Raw genomic sequence first — 22,257 nt, 5'->3', positions numbered from 1 at the left:
TTATATGTCAGAACTAGCTCAATTTTGCTGAATATGGTTAACTTAAGCTCAATAATATTCGTTTTAATTTTGCATGGCCTATCAAACTTTAGAACAGCTACAGCAATCTAAAGCCAAGCTTCACGAAACCGTGGTGCTTGATGAAAATATGCAACTTGCATTTTGGTCTAATCAGCAAGATCGTGTAAGTGTCTGTAGCGATCACCACACTTTAAGTCTCTATATTCAAGATGGCTATGAAAGCTATCAAAAAACACCTGTGGGTTGGAAAAATGGCGGTGGGCCGGGTCGTTTTTGTTTATTACCTGAACATCAGGAGTCGACTTGGGATATACGAGGTGGGCTTAAATTTGTTCATTTGTATTATACCGACCAACATTTGCGTGATGTTGCTGAAAAAATATGGGACAAAGAGCCTAATCAAATTGAACTAAACGAAGTTGTCTTTAATGACGACGAACGGATTCGAGCACTTTATCAGTTCTTCTTACTCGACTGTGACTGGCAAGATTCATCTAATCATTTGCAAATGAGTACAACCGCCAGTTTATTGCTAAATCATTTAATTCGAAGATATAGCAATGTTAAATGGCAACAGCCTGCTATTAAAGGCGGGCTTGCGCCTCATAAGCTCAAATATATTCAAGAATGGATTGAAGATCATCTAGATCAAGCTCTGACTTTGTCAGATTTGGCAAATGTTGTGAATTTAAGCGAATACCATTTTGCCCATATGTTTAAACAATCTATGAATATGGCACCTCACCAATACGTCATGCAAAGACGTTTAACTAAGGCAAAAGGACTAATTCAGTCTTCACACTTTTCTTTACAAGACATTGCATTGGTATGTGGCTTTAGTTCAGCAAGCCATTTGAGCCATCGTTTTAAACAGTTTTATGGCATGAGTCCTTCACAGTTGCGTTAAAGGACTCATGGTTAATTTTCTATAAAAGATAAACCAACAGGCCAATAAGGGCAGATGCAAAAATGACATACAGCACATTAATTTCAAAACGGAATAAGGCAATAAATGCTGCGACTGTAATTAAAGCTGCCGTAATATCAAAGTGACCAGAAAAACCGTGTGGCCATAGCACGTGATAACTAAAAAATAATGCCAGATTTAAAATTACACCGACCACAGCGGCGGTAATCGCAGTGAGTGGCGCCGTAAACTTAATTTCATTGTGTGTAGATTCAATGATGGGCGCACCAGCAAAAATAAATACAAATGAAAAGAGAAAAGTAAACCAAGTGACAATGACTGCACCTAATGCACCAGCAAAGAATAGATGCTCAGAGCCAAGTAGTGCCTGATTCACACCCCCTAAAAAACCAACAAAAGCAACAACCATAATCAGTGGACCCGGTGTGGTTTCACCTAAAGCGAGTCCATCAATCATTTGAGTAGGTGAAAGCCACCCAAAGTTATTAACGGCACCTTGATACACATAAGGTAAAACGGCGTATGCACCACCAAAAGTAAGTAAAGCTGCTTTAGTAAAAAACCATGCCATTTGAGTATAAGAGTGATGCCATCCAAAATATGAACCTAAAGCTAAGATGGGTAATAACCATAAGCCGATGGCAATTAAGACGAGTTTTAGTAAGCCTAACCAGTGAAATTTAGCATGCTCTGGTGTCGGGGTCTCATCATCAATAAATGCTCGACCATAATCTTTTTGACTGGCTTTATGTCCAGCTACTGAAGAAAAAAGTTCTGGGTACTTTTTACTCGCTAAATAGCCGGCAATACCTGCAGATAAAACAATAAGAGGGAATGGAAGTTTTAAAACAAAAATGGCAAAGAAAGCAGCAATTGCAACGCCCCATAAAAACTTATTTTTAAGTGAGCGACTACCTATACGGTAAGTTGCATGGAAAACAATTGCGGTTACGGCAGGTTTAATCCCATAAAAAATTCCCGCAATAACCGGAACATCTCCAAATTTTATATAAACCCAAGACAGTCCAATTAAAATAAATAATGAAGGCAATACAAATAGAATACCTGCAACTAATCCTCCAGCCGTTCTGTGCATAAGCCAACCAATATAAGTCGCCAATTGCTGTGCTTCAGGACCGGGCAATAACATGCAGTAGTTAAGCGCGTGTAAAAATCTTTTCTCAGAAATCCAGCGTTTTTGTTCAACTAGTTCCTGATGCATGACTGCGATTTGTCCCGCTGGCCCCCCAAAACTAATAAAACCTAACTTCAACCAAAATAAAAAAGCTTGCCAGAAACTGACATTTTTTACTGGCCCATCCGTGATGGTTTGTTCTTTTTCTTGCATATCCATCTCTTAAAAAATAGAACTTAATTTATAAAAATATCTGCTTTAGAAAGGCCAAATTATTTTTAACAGCATAGCAAAGCCAGATGTACTTTTGATGATAATTTTTTCAATCTTACGGTTTTGTATATATCAATACTTTGAAATTAATAGAAATTATTTTTTAAACTAAAGTTATCGCTTTAAATTATTTCCAAAGAGGAAACATTTTAAACATTATTTGCTCAAGTTGTTATAACAGGTTGCAAGTTGTGAGCCAGCTACCCCAAGATCAAAAAAATCATAAGCCTCTTTACGATCAATTAAGGGAACTCATTCTCAATAAAATCGTAAATGGTGAATATGCTGTTCTTAGCCAAATTCCATCTGAAAATGAGTTTGCTGAACAGTTCGGTGTGAGTCGAATTACAGTTCGCCAAGCGCTCAATCAATTACAGTTAGAAGGTTATATTTTTAAAGTTCCGGGTAAAGGAACTTTTGTAAGTAAGCCAAAAACCTTCCAGAACATTTCAAATTTACAAGGCTTTGCTGAAGCAATGTCATCTGCTGGTCACGAAATTTTAAACCGTGTCATCTCGGCTGAGCTTAAGCAAATTCCTGTGCATGTTGTACCGAAATTGAAATTACCAGTTAAAGCCAATGTGTATGAAATTCAACGGGTACGCTTACTTAACCGACAACCCGTTTCTTATGAATTGACCTATTTACCAGAACATATTGGTTTGAAACTCAAAGAAAAAGCTGTTGATTTACGTACTACCGATATTTTTAAAGCCCTAGAAGAAGAGTGCGACATCCCTTTGGGACATGCGGATTTAAGTATTGATGCAACCATAGCAGATGAAGAATTATCGGCTTTATTACAAGTCGAAATCGGAACTCCGGTATTACGGGTCGAACGTTTGACCCACGATGCAAACGGGCAACCGATTGACTATGAATATCTCTATTTTTCAGGCGATACCTTCCAGTACCGTTTACGTATTCATCGCTAATAATAGAAATAAAAATAAGGAATATACAATGGAAACTAAATATCTTGAGTTTGATATTGTGGTTATTGGTGGTGGAACTGCTGGGCCAATGGCAGCAATTAAAGCGAAACAAGAAAACCCTAATTTAAAAGTCTTATTGATCGAAAAAGCGAATGTAAAACGTAGCGGGGCTATTTCAATGGGTATGGATGGGCTTAATAATGCCATCATTCCAGGGTACGCAACACCAGAGCAATACACCAAAGAAATTACGATTGCCAACGATGGCGTTGTGAACCAAACAACTATATATGCATATGCAAAGCACAGCTTTAAAACGATCCAACAGCTTGATCAATGGGGAATTAAATTTGAAAAAGATGAGACAGGTGAGTTTGCAGTAAAAAAAGTACATCACATGGGGGCATATGTTTTACCAATGCCTGAAGGCCATGATGTAAAAAAGGTTTTATATCGTCAGTTAAAGCGTGCTCAAGTTAAAATTAACAACCGAATTGTGACGACAAAGCTTTTAAAAAATGAGCAAGGTGCAATCAATGGCGTACTTGGCTTTGACTGCCGTAGTGGCGATTTTTATGTCATTAAAACTAAAGCTGCCATTTTATGCTGTGGTGCAGCAGGGCGTTTAGGTCTGCCAGCTTCAGGCTACTTAATGGGAACTTATGAAAACCCAACTAATGCAGGCGATGGTTATGCCATGGCATACCATGCAGGTGCAGAACTTGCCAATTTAGAATGCTTTCAGATTAATCCGCTGATTAAAGACTATAACGGTCCGGCTTGTGCCTATGTCACAGGCCCATTGGGTGGATATACCGCCAACAGTAAAGGTGAGCGTTTCATTGAGTGCGACTACTGGAGTGGTCAAATGATGTGGGAATTTTACCAAGAGCTGGAAAGTGGTAATGGTCCTGTTTATTTAAAGGTAGATCATCTGGCTGAAGAAACGATTCAGACCATTGAAGAGATTTTACATACCAATGAGCGCCCAAGTCGTGGACGTTTTCATGAAGGCCGAGGAACCAATTATCGTCAAGATATGGTGGAAATGCATATTTCAGAAATTGGTTTTTGCAGTGGTCACAGTGCTTCTGGTGTATGGGTAAATGAAAAAGCAGAAACTTCAGTTAAAGGTTTATATAGCGCTGGCGATATGGCAGCTGTACCCCATAACTATATGCTTGGTGCATTTACCTATGGCTGGTTCGCTGGAGTAAATGCCGCGCACTATGTGAGTGAAATTGTAGAGAGTGAATTGAACCAAACTGAAATAGAAGCAGAAAAAGCACGAATCTTTGCACCACTTGACTGTTCTGAGGGCTTACCCGCCGAACAAGTGGAATATAAGCTGCGCCGTTTTGTAAATGACTATTTGCAGCCACCCAAAACTCGCCAAAAAATGGAAATTGGCCTGAAACGTTTTGAAGAAATTAAACAGGATATCGCTCGAATCTCTGCAAGAAATCCACATGAATTGATGCGCGCTGCCGAAGTTTCTTTCATTCGAGACTGTGCAGAAATGGCAGCTAGAGCCTCACTTTTTAGAGAGGAAAGTCGTTGGGGACTGTATCACTACCGAGCAGATTTCCCTCAAAAAAATAACTCGGATTGGTTCTGTCACGCACATTTGAAAAAAGATGAACAGGGCAACATGACCAGCTTCAAAAAAACAATCGAACCTTATGTGGTTCCAATTAATCAAGATGAAGCTGTGTCTTATGACCGTTTACGCATTCAAAAAGATGTTGCACTTGCAGACTAAATAAATCAGGAATTCAAACAATGGCTTTTATTTTTAAAGAAGTTCAGCACCGTACCATCGCGCCCGTCATTATTGATGAAGATAAATGCATTGCAGATAAAGGATGCACAGTCTGTGTGGATGTTTGTCCAATGGACTTATTGGCAATCGATCCAACCACTCAAAAAGCTTATATGCAATTTGATGAGTGTTGGTACTGCATGCCATGTGAAAAGGACTGCCCAACAGATGCAGTCAAAGTAAATATCCCATACCTACTCAAATAATTAATTTGGAATACTCAACATGAGACAAAATAAATTGATCAATAGAAAACTATTACTCAGTAGCTTAATTGGTGCCATTGTACTTGGCACTTTGGGGTGTGGCAGTAAAACAGAAACTGTTCGTGTAGCGATTGGTACACAAGACACAACCATTAACTGTGCAACGGGTGGATTACTTGTTCGTGAGTTGAATTTATTACCAAAATATTTACCCAAAGATGGTGAATACAAGCACGTTAAATACGATATTCAATGGAAAAACTTTACGTCTGGTGCTCCTCTAACCAGTGAGATGGTAGCTGGGCGTCTAGATTTGGGAGCAATGGCTGACTTTCCTGCTGTTAATAATTTAGCGGCATTTAAAAAAGCTGGAAGAGAAAGCATATTTTTAGCGCCATTGTCAGGCAGTATTAATGGTAGCGGTAATGCGATTGTTGTTCCAATTGACTCAAAAGTCACCTCACTGAAAGAACTAAAGGGACAGACTATTTCTGTACCTTTTGCTTCAACTGCTCATGGATTGTTACTTCGTGCCATTCAAGCTGAGGGCTGGCAACTTGATAAAGATATTAAAGTGATTGCTCAGGCTCCAGAAGTGGCAGGGCCTGCATTAAAAAGTCATAAGATTACTGCGCATGCTGACTTTGTACCCTTTGGAGAGTTATTTGCCTACCAAGGTTTTGCCAAAAAAATCTATGATGGTTCGCAAGCAAAATCACCGACATTTCATGGTTCACTTGCCAGTAAGGATTATGCACAACAACATCCAGAAGTCATAAAAGCTTATTTACAAGCAACCATTGAAGCAAATCGTCTGATTCGGGAACAACCTGAAAAATATAGTGAATTTATTTCTGAAAAAACAGGTATTCCTGCCGAGGTGGTCTATCTGTTTCATGGTCCATTAGGTCTACAAACCCGTGACTTGACTTGGAAACCTGAATATCGAAAAGCAACTCAAATCGCAGTTGATACTTTAAAAGCTCTAGGCAAAAACGACGGTACGCTTGATGTAAATAAATTTATTGATGATCAATATATTAAAGATGCATTTCAGGCTTCTGGGCTAAATTACAGCCAGCAACTCGCTGACTATGCAAAATCACCTTTGGTTGCAAATGATGCTTTAACGGGCCAACCCATCAAAACATTTAATCGTGTGACTCAAATTTGGGTAAAGGGTGAAGAAAAGGTTCGTAGCTATGAAACACCTGAACATGCATTTTCCGATTTAAAGAAAATTCAAGCGGCAGGAAAAACGGTGCGTGTGGTTTATAGCCAAGATCATCAGTCCGACATTAAGTTGCTTGCCAATCTAGCATGGTATGCCACAGATAAAGCAGGACAAATTCAGGCCTTTTTATTAAAAGATGATGCTGAAAAATGGGCTAAACAACAAGGCGGAAAAGTATATGACTTTAAAGCTGTTCAGCTTGTAACACAGAGCTGATGTGTTGTCTTAGCTAATGATTAGGAGGTGACAAATGAGTAGTTTAGTCCAAACAAAACCTAAAAACCAAAGTACATTTTTAATTAAATTTTTTCAGCAGTTGGGAGCATATAAGACACATTTTAAAAACTATGTCATCGCTTTTACATCTATAGCTTTTTGGATAGTAATTTGGCAAGGACTTGCTCAGTTTAAAATAAATTTAGGCATTGTGAACTTTAGCAATGTACCGACACCTTTGGATGTCGTACATGCATTGTGGTCATTTTTTCAACTCAGCACCGCATTTGAACATGTTGAATCTAGTATTTTTCGAGTTGTAATTGGTTTTTTATTGGCTGCACTGATTGGCGTAGGCATTGGATTGTTAGCTGGACGTTATCAAAAACTCGCTGCATTTTTAATGCCGCCATTAGAGGTTTTACGTCCAATTCCAGCAGTTGCATGGATTCCTTTAGCGATCCTGATTTTTCCATCGTCAGAGGCATCCATGATTTTTATTACTTTTATTGGTGCATTATTTCCGATTTTACTAAACACCGTCCACGGTGTCGGAGCGGTCGACCCAAGATTAATTGCATCGGCAAAAAGTTTAGGCGCTTCCGATCTCGCTATCATTTATGAAGTCATTATTCCGGGGGCATTACCGAACATTATTACTGGTTTATCCATTGGAATGGGCACGTGCTGGTTCTGTTTAGTGACTGCCGAAATGATTTCTGGTCAACATGGAATTGGATATTTCACTTGGGAATCTTTCACCTTGCAAAACTATAGCAATATTGTGGTTGGCATGGTGCTGATTGGAGCGTTGGGTATGTTCAGTAGTACCTTAGTTCGTGTGATTGGAAGCCGATTTACACCATGGTATCAACTGAGGAAGTCTTAAAATGTCGATTAAACATGGCCATGTGCGCATTCAAAATCTATCTCTACATTTAGGACAAGGCAAAAATCGCTTTCAAGCATTAGATCGGGTTAATTTCGAAATACAACCTGGTGAGTTTATTTGTCTACTTGGCCCATCAGGTTGCGGAAAATCAACATTACTAGGTGCTTTGGCAGGGCACTTACCCATTAGTTCAGGGGCTTTAACGGTCGATAATGAAACTATTCTGGAACCGCATCCAGACAGAGGGTTAGTGTTCCAGCAACATACGTTATTCCCATGGAAAAGTGTGCTTGAAAATATTGCTTTCGGTTTAAAAATGAAGGGTGTTGGTAAACAAAACCGTATAGATCAGGCAAAGAAAATGATTGATCTGGTGGGGCTCAAAGGTTTTGAGCAGAAATTTCCAGCTGAACTTTCAGGTGGTATGCAGCAAAGAGTTGAAATTGCACGAGTACTTATTAATGAGCCTCGCATCTTATTAATGGATGAACCTTTTGGTGCGTTAGATGCGCAAACCCGTTTAAAGATGCAAATGCTATTGCTCGACATTTGGCAAGAAATTCAAACTTCGGTTTTATTTATTACCCACGATATTGATGAAGCACTTTTTCTGGCAGATCGAGTACTGATTATGAGCCATAGGCCGGGCCGAATTATTGAGGAAATCAACCTTGATTTTGAACGTCCACGTGATATCGAACTTGTTACGAGTAGTGAATTTACAACCATTAAAAAACATTGCATGCAAACTTTAAAGGAAGCCACTCAACAAGAAGAGTTAAGCCGCTTAAACCCTTTAGGGCTTGGAAAGAAAGCACAAATCAAGGAATACGAATGAGTTTTTATCAAACTTTAGATGACCAAGATGAATGTAATCAAGAATTTCTCGGGCAGTTGAACCATCCAGATGATAAGGTTCGTTTTGTTACTTTAATGAACATCGGTGACGAAGAAAATCCAGATCTACTACCTTGGTTACATACAGCACTGCAACATGACTCATCAGCCTTAGTGCGTGAAGAGGCCGCAAAAAAACTAGAAAGCTGGGAGGATCACGTCAGCTTGGAGGCATTGGCTCAGGCTTTAAGTGATTCGGATCTTAATGTGCGTCTCGCAGCGAGCCAGAGTTTAAGTGAAATCAAAGAAGCTGCATCAGCCGATGTACTTGCACCATATTTACAACATCAAGACACTTTTGTACTAAGTGCAATCTTACGAGCTTTAAAACCTTTACGAGCGCAGCAATTCTTTGTAGAAATATCAGCTTTGGTACAGCATCAAGATATTCTTGTACGCCGTGAAGCTGTGAGTGCTTTAAGCTGGTTGCAACAAGACCAAGCCATTACCATATTGGCAAAAATTGTTGAAACAGATATAGATGACGAAGTACGACGTATTGCAACAGGTGGTTTGGCTTATAGTAAAAAATTATCAATTGATGTGATTCAAGCACTTAATCATTCACTAAATGCTGAAAGTTGGCAGTTAAGAGTGGAGTCTGCATTAACTATTGGGAAATTACGTATTTCCGAATTGGAAGCACCCTTAATTAAGGCATTAGTTGATCCTTACTGGCAAGTACAAATAACAGCTGTACGCAGTTTGGGATTGTTAAAATCGAGTTTGGCAGTTGCAGATTTAGCCGTTAATTTTAAACATGATATTAGCAATTTACGTAAAGAGGTAGCTTTAGCACTTGGGGAAATTGGCACACGAGAAGCTCAAATGCTATTAGAGCAGCATCAACATGATTCTGATCCTGAAGTCCGAAAAGCAATTCGTATTGGATTAAATCAAATTGGTGAGGTGAAGTATGCAAACCAGACCTGATATCCGTGTAGATATTTTAAATAAACAAGTTCATTTTATATGGAATGATGGTTCAAGCCTATGCTTGAGCCACCAACATCTTAGAGAAATTTGTCCTTGCGGTTTTTGCAGATCAAAACGAATAAAACAAATAGAAATTGAGCAGCAGGAAGTTGAAATTACCGCAATGTTTGATCAAGGATATGGCGCCCAAATCTGCTTTAGTGATGGGCATGACAAAGGAATTTATCCTTGGGTTTTCTTAAAAGATTTTGTTAAGTGTTAAAGATGCCTTTTGCTTGGGACAAAAGGCATCTCATTTATTTAATGGTCATGTTCTAAATAATCTGGTTTTTTCGGAAGCGCAAGGCTACATAAGAAACAGATAATAAGCATAACAATGACATAGATGAAGAAGGTATTTTCAATTCCAGCAGCTTTAAACTGCAATGCAACCGAAGGTGCCGATCCACCAAAAATGGCATTACCTACCGCATAAGAGAACCCTACACCTAGTGCACGCACATGAGGAGGGAACATCTCTGCTTTGACTAAGCCACTAATTGATGTATAGAAGCTCAAGATCATCATCATAAAAATGAGTAGCAAGGTAATGATAATCGGAGAATCTATATAATTAGGCATGCCGATCGCCATAATTGGATAGATAAAAATTGCGGATAATAAGCTAAATGCCAGCATTGAAGAACGTCGCCCAATGCGGTCGGAAATTGAACCAAATACAGGTTGAGCACACATATAGACAAATAACGCGAAGGTCATAATATAACCAACGGTTTTTCCATCCATACCTAAGTTAGTTAAATAGGTTTTTGAATAAACAGTTTCAACATAAAAAGTTAATGAACCAGCAGATGTATAACCAACCACCAATAAAAAGGTTTTCCAATGTTTTTTAAAGAGCTCTCTTAAGCTACCAGACTCTTCACGTTCACTATCTTGATGAGAAAGGGTTTCTTCCAAACGACTACGAGCAAGTAAAGATAAAATTGCAGCAAAACCACCGATAACAAACGGAATACGCCAACCGCCGTCATGTAATTGTTGCTCACTTAAAAATGCTAATAAAATTACGCCGAGCAAACTTGCCAGTAATTGACCACCAGAGAGTGTGACGTATTGAAAAGAGGAGTAAAAACCACGTTGGCCTTTTAATCCTAATTCACTCATGTAGGTTGCTACGGCGCCATATTCACCACCTACAGATAAACCTTGAAGTAAGCGCACAACGAGTAAAAGAAAAGGAGCAAATAATCCGACTTGATCGTAGGTAGGCAAGGCAGCAAATAAGAAGGAACTCAATGCCATTAAGCAAATAGAAATGACCATTGATTTTTTTCGACCATGTCGATCTGCAATGCGCCCGAATATCCAACTACCAATAGGACGCATGAAAAAACTTGCAGCAAATACACCCCAGACATAAATAGCTTTGGTCGAACTATCCATATCGGGTGCAGTTAAGGCTTGTGTAAAATAAGCAGCAAAGACTGCATAGATATAAAAGTCAAACCATTCAACAAGGTTACCAGACGCCGCACCAACAATACCGCGTATTCTGCTACGTTTTTCTTCCTTAGTGTATGTCATATATATTCCGTCAGTTAGCAGAAAAAAATAGAAATTTTTAGGTGTACTGAACAGGAAATCGCATGAGTTTTTAAATATCACTCAATCCTGAGTACTTACCTTAGAATTCCTCTCCATGCATTTTTTATAATTTTAAATTTCCATTCTAGTGATTGTATGATCTTTTGTTCGATTTAAAGATATTTTTATCGATTATCGAACATTTCCTTAATTTGGTTAGAAGATCATGCACCACAAACTTTATTTAAAATCAAATATGTAATTCATCAACCATATTCTTTATTGTATTCCTCCTTGGTTTTAAGCTTATTTTGAGCTTAGTTTTATTTTGACTATTTGGTAATACTTAAAAAGTTATAGTACCAATTTCAAAGAAAATAAATGAAATTCATATAATGATGACGCTTTATTACATAAAATTTACTTGATCTGAAAATTACATAATTTGTTGTTTCTCGATATGTGTCACTGTATTCTTTCGAGGCTAAAAAATATGGAAGATCTCCGACTTTTAGCATACTTATATTATGCACGGTATGGGCAGGTAGTTATTCAATGGACAGACACTCGTTAAATCTTCACTTCATTACATGTTCTAAAACAGCATTAGCATCATCTATTGCACTGATGACGTCTGTTGTCTATGCAAATGAAGCGGAGGTTTCTCAACTACCTACAATTACCGTGAACGCTACCCAAAACACTGACGATTTGTATTCCTCAAAAAAAGTTAATTTATCTGGTTTTCAAACAGGCGATATAAAAAAGATTCCTGCATCTATCACAACAATTACATCTGAACGCATGGCCGATCAGCACGCAAAAACACTGACCGATGTTGTTAAGAATGATTCATCGTTAGGAGATGGCTATGCTGCAATTGGTTATTACCCTAATTTCGTAGCTCGTGGTTTTTCGCTCGATTTAGGTTCAAGTTATCTTATTAATGGCCATAACATTCGTGGTGAACAAAACGTTGCTTTAGAAAACAAAGAGCGAGTAGAAATTTTAAAAGGGATTTCTGCAATTCAAAGTGGAATGTCGACTCCAGGCGGTGTTGTCAACTATGTAACCAAACGACCTGTCGATGTTAAGAGCGTTACCGTCGATGCAAATTCAGAAGGTGGTTATACACTTGCAACGGATGTAGGCGGCTTTTTGAATGATAAATTTGGATATCGAATTAATTTAGCCCATGAAAGTATTCACCCAAATGTTGATCATGCAAATGGTAAACGTGAGTTTGGTTCAGTTGCTTTAGATTGGAAAATTAATGATCGCTCTAAACTACTGTTTGATATTGAAGCTCAGCATCAAAGCCAACGCTCAGTTCCGGGGTATCAACTGCTTGATGGGCAAGTACCAACAAATGTTGATGAAGACCGTTTATTGGGTTATCAGTCTTGGAGTAAACCTGTTGTTAATAACAGCGTAAATGCAAGTTTGAAATATCAATATGCTTTTAACGATCAATGGAACGGCAGCTTAAGTGCCTCGCAAAGCCGTGTTGTAATTGATGATTATATTGTGTTTCCTTATGGAAGTTATTACTCATCGGGTAATCCACTCGCGGTATTCGATAAAGATGGCAACTATGATCTTTATGACTATCGTAGTCCAGATGACACACGTATTACCAACCAATTTGCTGCTGGGTTAAATGGTCAATTCAATACTGGCAATATTCAGCATCAGGTAGCTTTTGAATTGCAAAATACACGTAAAAACCTGAAGCGTTATGATCCGAGTAATCAACTTATTGAGAATGAAATTGGCAATATTTATACTGATTCATCAGATTTTAAAATGCCACCTGAAAAATTAGGCAATCGCTTTAAAGCTATAGAAAGCAAGCAGACTGCTTTCACCATATCTGACCGAGTTCAATTTAATGATCAATGGTCAACTTTATTGGGTGGAAAACTTATTCATCTTGACGAGCAAGCCTATAAGCCAGATGGTCAGCAAAGCCGAGATACCGATTTAAATAAGTTTTTACCGCAATTAGCGCTTATGTATAGCCCAACTGCTAAGACTAATCTTTATGCTTCATATGCCAAAGGATTATCAGATGGTGGTGAAGCACCTTGGTATACAAACAATGTCATGTATGACACTGGTCCCCAGATATTATCACCTAGAAATTCTGAACAATATGAAATTGGTGTTAAGCAACAAATACGCAACTTCTTGGTAACAGCAGCTATTTTTGATTTAAAACAAGACAATCAATATAGCAAAGTAAATACTGATGGAACTTTCGATTTTATTGAACAGGGCGAACAACACAACCAAGGTATTGAATTAGGCCTGACCGGTGCCTTAACAGATACACTCGACGTAAGCTCAGGTATTACCTATACCAAATCTCGCCTTGTTGATGTTGATACTGACAGTTATAAAGGCCACCAAACTCAAAATATACCAAAATTACGGGCAACTGCTCAGTTATCTTATAAAGTACCTTCAGTTGAAGGTTTAAGACTGTTAAGTGGCATACAATATAGTAGTAAATATGCAAACAAAGAGGCAACTGCAAAAGTAGGCGGATATAGCGTCTTTAATATTGGTGCTGCCTATAAAACAAATTTTGCTGGGCATGACACGACGTTTAGATTCAATATTGACAACTTATTTAATAAGAAATATTGGCGTGATGTTGGGGCATTTATGGGGGATGACTATCTATTCTTGGGTAATCCTCGTACAGCTCAATTCTCTACAACTTTTAATTTTTAAAATTTATAAGACAAATAAAAAAGGAGCTTATAAAAGCTCCTTTTTTATTTCAGGAATTAAGCCGACATTTTTGGTTTAACCATATTATTAATCGACAAGATATCATCAAGCACTTGTGCCGATAATAAGCCTTCGTTCTGAACTAATGCCAATACACTTTGTCCAGTTTCGTTTGCAGTTTTAGCAATACGAGTTGTAGTTTCATAACCTAAATATGGGTTAAGTGCAGTCACAATCCCAATTGAGTTTTCAACTAAAGCTTTACAATGTTCAGGGTTCGCCGTAATCGTATCAATACATTTACTTTGGAACATTGCCATTGCGTTACCAAGCAAATCCATAGATTCAAATAGTTTGAATGCAATAAGTGGTTCCATTGCATTCAATTGTAGTTGACCTGCTTCAGCAGCTAAAGTTACAGCCAAATCATTTGCAATAATCTGGAAGCAAGCGAGGTTCATTGCTTCAGGAATAACTGGGTTTACTTTACCCGGCATGATCGAACTACCAGGTTGACGTGCTTCTAAATTAATTTCATTGATACCAGTACGTGGACCACTTGAAAGTAAACGCAAGTCGTTAGCAATTTTTGAAAGTTTAGTTGCCGTGCGTTTTAATAAACCAGATAAAAGAACAAAGTCACCCATATCTGAAGTTGCTTCGATTAAGTCAGGAGCAGACTTAATTTTCTTACCAGAAATTTTTTCAAGCGCTTGAATCGCAAGTTCACGGTAACTATATTCAGTGGTAATGCCCGTACCAATCGCTGTACCACCAAGGTTCATATAAGCCAGAACATTTGGAATAAGCGTATTAATTTGCTCAAGATCTTTTTGTAAGGTTACTGCAAAAGCTCCAAACTCTTGACCCAATGTCATTGGTACAGCATCTTGCAACTGAGTACGACCCATTTTTAAGATGTGAGCAAATTCTTGAGACTTATTACGGAAACTTAAAATTAAGTTATTAAAAGGGAGATTCAATTCGTCTAAATTTAATAATAAGCCTAAACGAATTGCAGTAGGGTACACGTCATTTGTAGACTGTGACATGTTGATATCATTATTAGGGTGTAAATATTGATATTGGCCTTTTGCATGCCCCATATATTCTAAAGCAACATTCGCCAATACTTCATTTGCATTCATGTTGGTTGAAGTGCCAGCACCACCTTGCAACATATCGATCGGGAATTGATCGTGAAAATTACCACGAATAAGTTGATTACAACTATATTCAATTGCTTCAAATTTAGTTTGATCTAAGCTTTTAAGATTATGATTCGCTTCAGCACAAGCAAGCTTTACCATTGCTAATGCTTTAATTAAATGAGGGAAATTTCCCACTTTGCTTTGGGTTAAGTTAAAGTTTTCTAGAGCACGTAATGTTTGAACTCCGTAATAATCATTATTGTTGATTTCTCTATAACCAATAAGATCCTTCTCAATACGGGTGGTAATTTCAGCGTTCATCATTAAACTTCGAATTAGTAGAGTAGATAATTCATATTAGATTTCGAAATGCTTCACTTCTAATGCATTTATCAAGTTAATTATGCATTTTTTGCATATCAGTTTTCTTTTTTTCCAAATCTAAAAATAAAAAATTCTTTTTCCTGCACTAATTAAATGTGAATTTTATTTTTTAAATTAACAGTTTACTGTTTAGATAAATTTAATATGCAAAAATTCTCTGATGACCCAAATGGTCATATAATTAAAAAATAATTGAATGCAAAATTCTATACTCATTAATTTAAATGAAATATCAAGTAAATTAACGAGGCTAATAGCACAAAGAGTGTAGCTTATCTAACAAATTTATATAAAAATGTGATGCATTTCACATAAAAAGCACTATAATACGAAAAAATCTTAGTTTTAAGTTTATGTTAAAAGTCACAGCTGCATTAATTATTTTGGGTAGTTTTACATACTATGTACTTTTTCAGGGTGAAGTGAAGAGAGAGTCAAAAACTTCTCGTCTGCTTAAAGAAGCCGAGCAATCTATTGCTTCTGCGGAAACCTCTGTAAACAAGGCAAATAGTATCGTAGCAATATCTTATAAATAGCCACGGTTACTCAGCCTAACTATTTTACATTATCCATCAAAATATTGTTTTACCTAAATTTTATTAAACTTTAGGTAAAAGACCGTATGTATAGAGACAAAATTCATGAGAATGAAGTTTATCGCCTATGATCCCAATTCTGGGGAAAAAGTAAGCTTAAAAGAGCATATCCATCAAATGGACAAATACACCACTTATATCTTTTTTAGCGATGAAAAAGATAATATGGTGTTTAACCCACAGAAAAAGCAAGTTTTTGAAATCACTCAATATACTTCTAATATGATGGTTGAAATTTCAAGAAAGCTATATTATCTCATTGGTGAATATTAGAAATTTGTTTCAGCTCAATCTCGGATAGATACTTTAGTAGAATAGTCAGGTTTATTTAGTTGAATTATACTGCAAATATATCTTCTGATTTGAATGATTTTATTAGGTCAGAAAGCTTAAATCCTGAAATAATCAAAATAGTAACATTTTAGTTTTACAGTCCGTATTCTTCCCCAAGGTACGGACTTTTTTTATCAAAATTAAAAACATGATGAAAACATAAGATTATTTTTATTTTTTATTAAGATTGAAGTGTTCATTTACTTAGGTTATGTTTAAATTAATTATTGATTTTAAATAATTTTTACCGCAATAATTTTATATTTGTATGAGTTGATGAGTTAAATCAAAGTCTTTTATTCTCTTACACTCTTTTCTATGTCAGAATTATTAAATACATACTTTTATCGTTTGGCCTTGCCATTCTTCCATCGCATTTTTGCAGGTACTCCCATGTTTTATATTTTTCATTCATCTATTCAGCTATTTATCAAGCTTCCCAACAAGACAAATTAAGGACATAAATATAAAAAGGGAATGCATAAAATGAACTTAGAAGTACGTTGGGTAGAAGATCTTTTGACATTAGAGCGTGAGCGTTCTATTTCAAAGGCAGCCGAAAAGCGATTTATTAGTCAATCTGCTTTTACGCGTAGAATTCAGCAATTAGAAGAGATGATAGGAGCTGAAGTTATTATTAGAAATAATAAAAATAATATTGAATTTACAGACATCGGGCGAATTATGCTGGTTATGTCTAAAAATATTGAAAAGCAGGTGGAAGAGACCGCTAAGCTGATTAAAAATATTAAAAATGAAACCGAATCTACTATTCGTTTTTGTGTTGTTCATTCATTAGCTTCTGGTTTTTTAACGACTTTTTTGAAAAAATTTCCAACGTTTATGCGTGATTTAAAAATCGAAATTGTAGCGACCAATAGTGGTGAGGGTTTATCTCTTTTAAAAGAGGGTGCCTGTGATTTTATGATTTGTTATGCAGACCGATCTCATATTAATCGTGTTGGCGATGATATTTTAAGCGGAATCAAGATTGCGGAAACAGAGATTGTTCCTGTATCAGCTACCGAAGCCGACCATACGCCTAAGCATACAATTCAGAATAATTTTTCATTGCTTGCTTACAGTAAACATGCGTATTTGCGAAAATTGGTGGACCAACTGATCGAAGGTAAACTAATTTATAAAACCTTATACGAGACTGATAATGCAACTAATTTGAAAGAGCTGGTGTTGCAAGGCCTAGGGGTGGCATGGATTCCAAAAATTAATGTAGAGGAAGATCTTGCTAACGGAAAACTGGTCATGTTGGATCATCATGAATATTGTCTTCCTCAAGATATTTACATTTTTAAAAATAATTTGAGTGATAACAAAGCAGTCCAGCAAATCTGGAAGGGCTTCCAAACTCAGCCTGATTAAAATTTATAAAAACTTATAAGGATATGTATTGTATTCAACATATTTACATACAAAGTAATCAATTAAAGTGCCCATCCCTTTGTCTTTATGACGAAAGGCTTTATAAAGCATTGCTCATGGTCTAGATTCTTTGTTAATTTAGACCATATATCAATAATTCAGAAATCTAGTGAGCATTTTTATATATGCTGTACCTGCTTTCATTCCTTTTGAATGGATTATTTGATCCAGACGGAGACAATTTTGTTTGATCTAGATAGTAGATTACTAAATATTTTTTATCATATTTATCGGTTTAAAAGCGTTTCAATGGCTGCTGATGCTATTGGTCTTACCCAACCGAGTGTTAGTAATGGACTGAACAAAATCCGTCAGCATTTTAATGATCCACTTTTTATTCGTGTTGGGAATGAGATGATTCCAACCGAATTAGCTAAAGAAATTTTTCCGCTCATTAGTGAAGTGATTGATAAAGTTGAAAGTATTAACAACTTTAGTGTGAACTTTGACCCACTTACTTCGGATCAACTTTTTACTATTGCGATGACCGATGTATCTCATCTGGTCTTATTGCCGCAATTAACAAACTATTTAAAAGAGAAAGCTCCTTTAATTCGTTTGAATATTCGGCCGATTACACCAGAAACTAGCTATCAAATGGCAAATGGTGAAATTGACCTCGCAATTGGCTTTTTACCTCAATTAGAAGAAGGCTTTTATCAACAAAAGTTTTTCAAACAACATTATGTGGTGATTAGCTCAAAGAGCCATCCTCGGTTAGACCCAAATAATTTTACTTTAGATGATTATATGCGGGAATATCATATCGATATTGATGCAGGAATCGGTCACTACCACATTAAAAATGAATTACAGAACAAAGGATTGGATAGAAATATTCTAATCCGCTTACCAAGTTATCTAGGGGTGGGTTTAGTCGTTCAAGAGACAGATGCGATTGCAACCGTACCGTATTATTTGAGCCAAGTCTTATTAGTCAGAGAAAATTTACAGATTTTACCGGCACCTCTCGACTTCCCAACTTATGATGTTAAACAACATTGGCATATGTCTTGTCATCATAAAAGTAGCCATAAATGGTTCCGCCAAACCTGTTATGAACTTTTTAAAGTCTAAAAAAGAAGATGTAAGAAAAACTCCTACATCTTCTGTGTGGTTTGATTTTTAGATTTCAATTGCGACCGCTGTAGCTTCACCGCCACCAATACATAGTGCAGCAACACCTTTCTTTTTACCTAGGCGTTTTAAAGCATAGATAAGAGAAAGGATAATTCTTGAACCAGTTGCGCCAATTGGGTGTCCTAAAGCACACGCACCGCCATGTACATTTACTTTTGCTTCATCAATGCTGAGCTCATGAATTGGCGCCATTGCGACCATTGCAAAAGCTTCATTAATTTCCCAAGCATCTACCTCGTCAACAGACCAACCAGCACGCTCAAGTACTTTTTGAATTGCGCTAATTGGAGCAATTGTAAACTCGCTTGGATGCTGTGAATGACTAGAAGTCGCCACAATTTTTGCTAAAGTATTTAAACCATGAGATTGAGCATATTCTTCAGTGGTGAGTACTAATGCAGCAGCACCATCAGAAATTGAGCTTGAGTTAGCCGCTGTAATTGTACCGTCTTTACTAAAAGCAGGGCGTAAAGTTGGGATTTTCTCAAGATTCGCTTTTAATGGTTGTTCATCTTGATCAACAACTTCAACACCTTTACGTGTTTTTACTTCAACAGGAACAATTTCTTCTTTGAAGTAACCTTCTGTAATCGCAGTTTGCGCTTTTTTAAGTGAAGAAATCGCGAAATTATCCATTTGCTCACGTGTAAAGCCTTTGGTATTCGCCATGTCTTGAGCAAAAGAACCCATTAAGCGGCCAGTTTCAGCATCTTCAAGACCATCTAAAAACATATGGTCTTTAATTTCGCCATGTCCCATACGGTAACCACCACGAGCTTTGGGCAAAATATATGGAGCATTACTCATAGACTCCATGCCACCCGCAACAATAATGTTAGCACTGCCTGCTTTTAAGGTATCTGATGCCATTAATACAGCTTTCATTGCAGAGCCACACAGTTTATTAATGGTGACTGCACCTACATGATCGGGTACACCAGCTTTACGCATAGCTTGACGAGCTGGTCCTTGGCCTATACCTGCGCTCAGTACGCAACCAAAAATAACTTCATCTACTTGGTCTGGTGCAACACCTGCACGTTTAATCGATTCACGGATTACTGCTGCACCAAGCTCTGGAGCTGTTAAAGAGGATAAACTGCCCTGAAAACCGCCCATTGCAGTACGACTACCTGAAACTATAACAATTGAACTCATCTTAATATCTCTTATTGGTGTATTTGCTAAATTTGCCTCTAGCCGAAACTAAAGGCGCCAGTAAATTAAAAAGTAGGTGGGGTGTAACTAAGCGTTCTTCCAAAAAACCACAATAAAAATAAAACTAAAGGAAAATGCACGACGAGCTGAGTGACTGTAAAACCAATCACATCTTTTGCTTTTAGTTTCAAAATACCCAACATTGGAAGCATGAAGAATGGATTGATTAAATTTGGTAAAGCTTCAGCTGCGTTATAAATTTGTACTGACCAGCCCAAATGAACTTTTAAATCATTTGCCGCTTGCATGACATATGGGGCTTCAATGATCCATTTTCCACCGCCAGAAGGTACAAAGAACCCGAGTATGGCAGAGTAAATTCCCATCACAATTGCAAAAGTTTCTTTTGAAGCGATTGAAACGAAAAATTCGGCAACATAATGCGACAGCGATAAATCTTGACTGTTTAAAGCTTGCGTCATAATAAACGCGATACTTCCGTACAACGGGAACTGGATTAAAATGCCTGATACAGCTGGAACTGCCTTTGCAACAGCATTTAAAAAGTTTCGTGGCGTTCCATGTAATGCTAGACCTAGCATTAAAAAGACAAAGTTGTAGGTGTTTAGACTTGAAATGGCAATGATAGGATTACTTTTTGAAAATTCAAAAAACATCCAGATTAAACCTAAAGCCACCACAATAATCGTTAAAATAGGCGAGTTTTCTAACCAGTCACCCGGACGGGTAGATTTGTCTTCATGTGGCTTTTCTTCTTCAAATTGCACATTAAAACTATCAATCGTTTTAACGTTATTACCTTTTGGAGCTGACCAATATGCGATTGCGATTGAAACAATCACTAAAATAATGGTCATCGCAATTGATTGCCAAAGAAAGATCGTTTCGGTAAATGGAATAACACCAGTCAAATTATAAATCGACTCAGGCAAACTGCTTTTATTCGCTTGAAGTTGTGCTGCTGACGAACTAATTCCCAACGCCCAAGTTGCACCCATACCAATAATCGCAGCTGCGGCGGCAGCACGATAATCCATATTGAGTTCTTTACGTTTCGCTAATGCGATCACTAGAAGCGCAGTAAGAATCGTACTTACTGCCCAATTAACCAGTGAAATTAATAAGCTGACGGTCGCAACTAAAACAATAGCACCACGCCCAGAATTTGGAATACGTGCCATTTTTTGAATCAGAAATTTGATGGGCTTAGATACGGAAACGACATAACCCACAATAATTAGCATGGTCATTTGCAGAGTAAATGGAATAAGACTCCAAAAACCATTACCAAATGAGGTCGCTACATCTTGAATTGGGGCACCAATACCCAAAGCGGCAATAGAGACAATAATGACGCCGAGTAGTGCAAAAATATATGAATCTGGAAACCACTTTTCAGACCAGTCACTAATCCGAAGGGCAAATCTTTCAAAAATTCCTTGCTGTTTTTGCATAGCTGAAAAAATCCTTCTCGTTCTTATTCGTTGACAGCACATCCGGTGCTTAAAAGGGCTAAGACTTAAGCTCACTCTCTAGCTTAAGTCTTGTCTGGCTAACTAAAAATTAAAATTTAAGCAACTAAGGTTTTATAGAATTCGACGCCTGTAACAGTTTGAATCTGTTCTAGAGTGACATCTTTAGCAAGTTCAATCAGTTCAACACCTTGCGGGGTAATGTCCATTACACCTAAGTCAGTAATTACGCGGTGGACCACGCCTTTACCTGTTAAAGGTAAACTACAGTTTTTTACAATTTTTGGCGTACCGTCTTTTGCACAATGTTCCATAAGAACAACAACTTTTTGGACACCAACAACCAAGTCCATTGCACCGCCCATACCTTTGACTTTCTTACCCGGAATCATCCAGTTAGCCAAATCACCATTTTCGGAAACTTCCATTGCACCTAAAATTGCAATGTTTACATGGCCGCCACGGATCATGGCAAATGACGCTGAGCTTGAGAAAAAAGCAGCGCCAGGGCGAGCAGTAACCGTTTGTTTACCAGCATTAATTAAGTCGGCATCAACAGTTTCTTCAGTTGGAAACTCGCCAATACCCAATAAACCGTTTTCAGATTGAAGCCAAACATTAATATTTTCAGGAATATAGTTGGCAACTAGGGTAGGTAAGCCAATACCCAAATTGACATAAAAACCATCTTCAAGTTCTTTTGCAGCACGTTGTGCCATTTCATTGCGTGACCAAGCCATT

At 37.4% G+C, this 22,257-nt stretch carries 19 protein-coding genes and 1 pseudogene; 14 read left to right on the top strand and 6 right to left on the bottom strand.

Annotation, left to right across the window (positions count from 1 at the left end; all coding sequences use genetic code 11):
• The first annotated feature begins 73 nt into the window (after nucleotides 1-73).
• The gene (locus RMB13_RS17055) at nucleotides 74-928 is read left to right on the top strand and encodes a helix-turn-helix domain-containing protein (RefSeq protein WP_004642748.1); all 855 of its coding nucleotides are present in this window, start codon (nucleotides 74-76) and stop codon (nucleotides 926-928) included.
• A 19-nt stretch (nucleotides 929-947) separates the two neighbouring features.
• Here the strand turns inward: RMB13_RS17055 and chrA are convergent, their stop codons facing one another.
• Nucleotides 948-2,297 (bottom strand): chromate efflux transporter, encoded by a 1,350-nt coding sequence (gene chrA, locus RMB13_RS17050; RefSeq protein WP_311085888.1) that lies wholly within the window; start codon nucleotides 2,295-2,297, stop codon nucleotides 948-950.
• Between the two features lie 251 nt (nucleotides 2,298-2,548).
• On the opposite strand from chrA, the gene RMB13_RS17045 reads away from it, so the two are divergent.
• From RMB13_RS17045 to RMB13_RS17010, 8 genes are read left to right on the top strand one after another with little or no spacing between them, the layout of a single operon-like run.
• Nucleotides 2,549-3,292, top strand: coding sequence for a GntR family transcriptional regulator (locus RMB13_RS17045; RefSeq protein ID WP_311085887.1), 744 nt, complete (start codon nucleotides 2,549-2,551; stop codon nucleotides 3,290-3,292).
• A gap of 28 nt (nucleotides 3,293-3,320) precedes the next feature.
• Nucleotides 3,321-5,054 (top strand): fumarate reductase/succinate dehydrogenase flavoprotein subunit, encoded by a 1,734-nt coding sequence (locus RMB13_RS17040; protein ID WP_311085886.1) that lies wholly within the window; start codon nucleotides 3,321-3,323, stop codon nucleotides 5,052-5,054.
• Between the two features lie 20 nt (nucleotides 5,055-5,074).
• Nucleotides 5,075-5,320 carry a ferredoxin family protein gene (locus RMB13_RS17035; protein WP_311085885.1) on the top strand — a complete coding sequence of 82 codons (246 nt, stop codon included), beginning with the start codon at nucleotides 5,075-5,077 and terminating at the stop codon, nucleotides 5,318-5,320.
• Between the two features lie 19 nt (nucleotides 5,321-5,339).
• The gene (locus tag RMB13_RS17030) at nucleotides 5,340-6,770 is read left to right on the top strand and encodes an ABC transporter substrate-binding protein (RefSeq protein WP_311085884.1); all 1,431 of its coding nucleotides are present in this window, start codon (nucleotides 5,340-5,342) and stop codon (nucleotides 6,768-6,770) included.
• Between the two features lie 34 nt (nucleotides 6,771-6,804).
• Complete coding sequence (locus RMB13_RS17025) at nucleotides 6,805-7,659, top strand: ABC transporter permease (RefSeq protein ID WP_311085883.1); 855 nt, start codon at nucleotides 6,805-6,807, stop codon at nucleotides 7,657-7,659.
• Between the two features lies 1 nt (nucleotide 7,660).
• A complete protein-coding gene (locus RMB13_RS17020) occupies nucleotides 7,661-8,500 on the top strand; it encodes an ABC transporter ATP-binding protein (protein ID WP_311085882.1) in 840 nt (279 codons plus the stop codon).
• Nucleotides 8,497-9,492 (top strand): HEAT repeat domain-containing protein, encoded by a 996-nt coding sequence (locus RMB13_RS17015; RefSeq protein ID WP_311085881.1) that lies wholly within the window; start codon nucleotides 8,497-8,499, stop codon nucleotides 9,490-9,492. The genes RMB13_RS17020 and RMB13_RS17015 overlap by 4 nt, the downstream gene beginning before the upstream one ends.
• Nucleotides 9,476-9,757: a gamma-butyrobetaine hydroxylase-like domain-containing protein gene (locus RMB13_RS17010; protein WP_311085880.1), complete on the top strand. Its 282-nt coding sequence runs from the start codon at nucleotides 9,476-9,478 to the stop codon at nucleotides 9,755-9,757. Before RMB13_RS17015 ends, RMB13_RS17010 begins: the two co-directional genes overlap by 17 nt.
• A 38-nt stretch (nucleotides 9,758-9,795) precedes the next feature.
• On the opposite strand, the gene RMB13_RS17005 is transcribed toward RMB13_RS17010, so the two are convergent.
• Complete coding sequence (locus RMB13_RS17005; protein ID WP_004642750.1) at nucleotides 9,796-11,082, bottom strand: MFS transporter; 1,287 nt, start codon at nucleotides 11,080-11,082, stop codon at nucleotides 9,796-9,798.
• Nucleotides 11,083-11,609: 527 nt separating this feature from the next.
• Between RMB13_RS17005 and RMB13_RS17000 the strand changes: the two are divergent.
• A pseudogene (locus tag RMB13_RS17000) lies at nucleotides 11,610-13,821 on the top strand (TonB-dependent siderophore receptor).
• Nucleotides 13,822-13,877: 56 nt separating this feature from the next.
• Here the strand turns inward: RMB13_RS17000 and RMB13_RS16995 are convergent.
• Nucleotides 13,878-15,296, bottom strand: coding sequence for an aspartate ammonia-lyase (locus RMB13_RS16995; protein WP_081407550.1), 1,419 nt, complete (start codon nucleotides 15,294-15,296; stop codon nucleotides 13,878-13,880).
• A gap of 413 nt (nucleotides 15,297-15,709) precedes the next feature.
• Between RMB13_RS16995 and RMB13_RS16990 the strand changes: the two genes are divergently transcribed.
• The 4 genes from RMB13_RS16990 to RMB13_RS16975 all read left to right on the top strand — a co-directional run bounded on the left by RMB13_RS16990 (nucleotide 15,710) and on the right by RMB13_RS16975 (nucleotide 18,802).
• On the top strand, nucleotides 15,710-15,892 hold the full coding sequence (locus tag RMB13_RS16990; RefSeq protein ID WP_311085879.1) for a hypothetical protein: 183 nt from the start codon (nucleotides 15,710-15,712) through the stop codon (nucleotides 15,890-15,892).
• 111 nt (nucleotides 15,893-16,003) lie between these two features.
• On the top strand, nucleotides 16,004-16,225 hold the full coding sequence (locus RMB13_RS16985; protein WP_080028261.1) for a hypothetical protein: 222 nt from the start codon (nucleotides 16,004-16,006) through the stop codon (nucleotides 16,223-16,225).
• Between the two features lie 546 nt (nucleotides 16,226-16,771).
• A complete protein-coding gene (locus tag RMB13_RS16980) occupies nucleotides 16,772-17,665 on the top strand; it encodes a LysR substrate-binding domain-containing protein (RefSeq protein WP_004642755.1) in 894 nt (297 codons plus the stop codon).
• A gap of 243 nt (nucleotides 17,666-17,908) precedes the next feature.
• Nucleotides 17,909-18,802 (top strand): LysR family transcriptional regulator, encoded by an 894-nt coding sequence (locus tag RMB13_RS16975; RefSeq protein WP_003651675.1) that lies wholly within the window; start codon nucleotides 17,909-17,911, stop codon nucleotides 18,800-18,802.
• A 48-nt stretch (nucleotides 18,803-18,850) separates the two neighbouring features.
• Here the strand turns inward: RMB13_RS16975 and RMB13_RS16970 are convergent, their stop codons facing one another.
• The 3 genes from RMB13_RS16970 to RMB13_RS16960 all read right to left on the bottom strand — a co-directional run bounded on the left by RMB13_RS16970 (nucleotide 18,851) and on the right by RMB13_RS16960 (nucleotide 22,256).
• Nucleotides 18,851-20,023 (bottom strand): thiolase family protein, encoded by a 1,173-nt coding sequence (locus RMB13_RS16970; RefSeq protein ID WP_311085878.1) that lies wholly within the window; start codon nucleotides 20,021-20,023, stop codon nucleotides 18,851-18,853.
• 65 nt (nucleotides 20,024-20,088) lie between these two features.
• Nucleotides 20,089-21,498, bottom strand: a complete 1,410-nt coding sequence (locus RMB13_RS16965; protein WP_311085877.1) for a TIGR00366 family protein — start codon at nucleotides 21,496-21,498, stop codon at nucleotides 20,089-20,091.
• A 116-nt stretch (nucleotides 21,499-21,614) separates the two neighbouring features.
• Nucleotides 21,615-22,256 carry a 3-oxoacid CoA-transferase subunit B gene (locus RMB13_RS16960; protein WP_311085876.1) on the bottom strand — a complete coding sequence of 214 codons (642 nt, stop codon included), beginning with the start codon at nucleotides 22,254-22,256 and terminating at the stop codon, nucleotides 21,615-21,617.
• Between the last annotated feature and the right edge of the window lies 1 nt (nucleotide 22,257).

Source organism: Acinetobacter sp. V102_4 (genome assembly GCF_031799005.1).
Classification (GTDB): domain Bacteria; phylum Pseudomonadota; class Gammaproteobacteria; order Pseudomonadales; family Moraxellaceae; genus Acinetobacter; species Acinetobacter calcoaceticus.
Note: the sequence above shows the minus strand (reverse complement) of the source record. Positions and strands in the feature narration are given on the sequence as shown.

Coding starts and splice junctions, on each gene's coding strand:
- RMB13_RS17055 (WP_004642748.1), top strand. CDS start 74: ATGGCCTATCAAACTTTAGAACAGCTACAGCAATCTAAAGCCAAGCTT.
- chrA (WP_311085888.1), bottom strand. CDS start 2,297: ATGCAAGAAAAAGAACAAACCATCACGGATGGGCCAGTAAAAAATGTC.
- RMB13_RS17040 (WP_311085886.1), top strand. CDS start 3,321: ATGGAAACTAAATATCTTGAGTTTGATATTGTGGTTATTGGTGGTGGA.
- RMB13_RS17035 (WP_311085885.1), top strand. CDS start 5,075: ATGGCTTTTATTTTTAAAGAAGTTCAGCACCGTACCATCGCGCCCGTC.
- RMB13_RS17030 (WP_311085884.1), top strand. CDS start 5,340: ATGAGACAAAATAAATTGATCAATAGAAAACTATTACTCAGTAGCTTA.
- RMB13_RS17025 (WP_311085883.1), top strand. CDS start 6,805: ATGAGTAGTTTAGTCCAAACAAAACCTAAAAACCAAAGTACATTTTTA.
- RMB13_RS17020 (WP_311085882.1), top strand. CDS start 7,661: ATGTCGATTAAACATGGCCATGTGCGCATTCAAAATCTATCTCTACAT.
- RMB13_RS17015 (WP_311085881.1), top strand. CDS start 8,497: ATGAGTTTTTATCAAACTTTAGATGACCAAGATGAATGTAATCAAGAA.
- RMB13_RS17010 (WP_311085880.1), top strand. CDS start 9,476: ATGCAAACCAGACCTGATATCCGTGTAGATATTTTAAATAAACAAGTT.
- RMB13_RS17005 (WP_004642750.1), bottom strand. CDS start 11,082: ATGACATACACTAAGGAAGAAAAACGTAGCAGAATACGCGGTATTGTT.
- RMB13_RS16995 (WP_081407550.1), bottom strand. CDS start 15,296: ATGATGAACGCTGAAATTACCACCCGTATTGAGAAGGATCTTATTGGT.
- RMB13_RS16990 (WP_311085879.1), top strand. CDS start 15,710: ATGTTAAAAGTCACAGCTGCATTAATTATTTTGGGTAGTTTTACATAC.
- RMB13_RS16985 (WP_080028261.1), top strand. CDS start 16,004: ATGAAGTTTATCGCCTATGATCCCAATTCTGGGGAAAAAGTAAGCTTA.
- RMB13_RS16980 (WP_004642755.1), top strand. CDS start 16,772: ATGAACTTAGAAGTACGTTGGGTAGAAGATCTTTTGACATTAGAGCGT.
- RMB13_RS16970 (WP_311085878.1), bottom strand. CDS start 20,023: ATGAGTTCAATTGTTATAGTTTCAGGTAGTCGTACTGCAATGGGCGGT.
- RMB13_RS16965 (WP_311085877.1), bottom strand. CDS start 21,498: ATGCAAAAACAGCAAGGAATTTTTGAAAGATTTGCCCTTCGGATTAGT.
- RMB13_RS16960 (WP_311085876.1), bottom strand. CDS start 22,256: ATGGCTTGGTCACGCAATGAAATGGCACAACGTGCTGCAAAAGAACTT.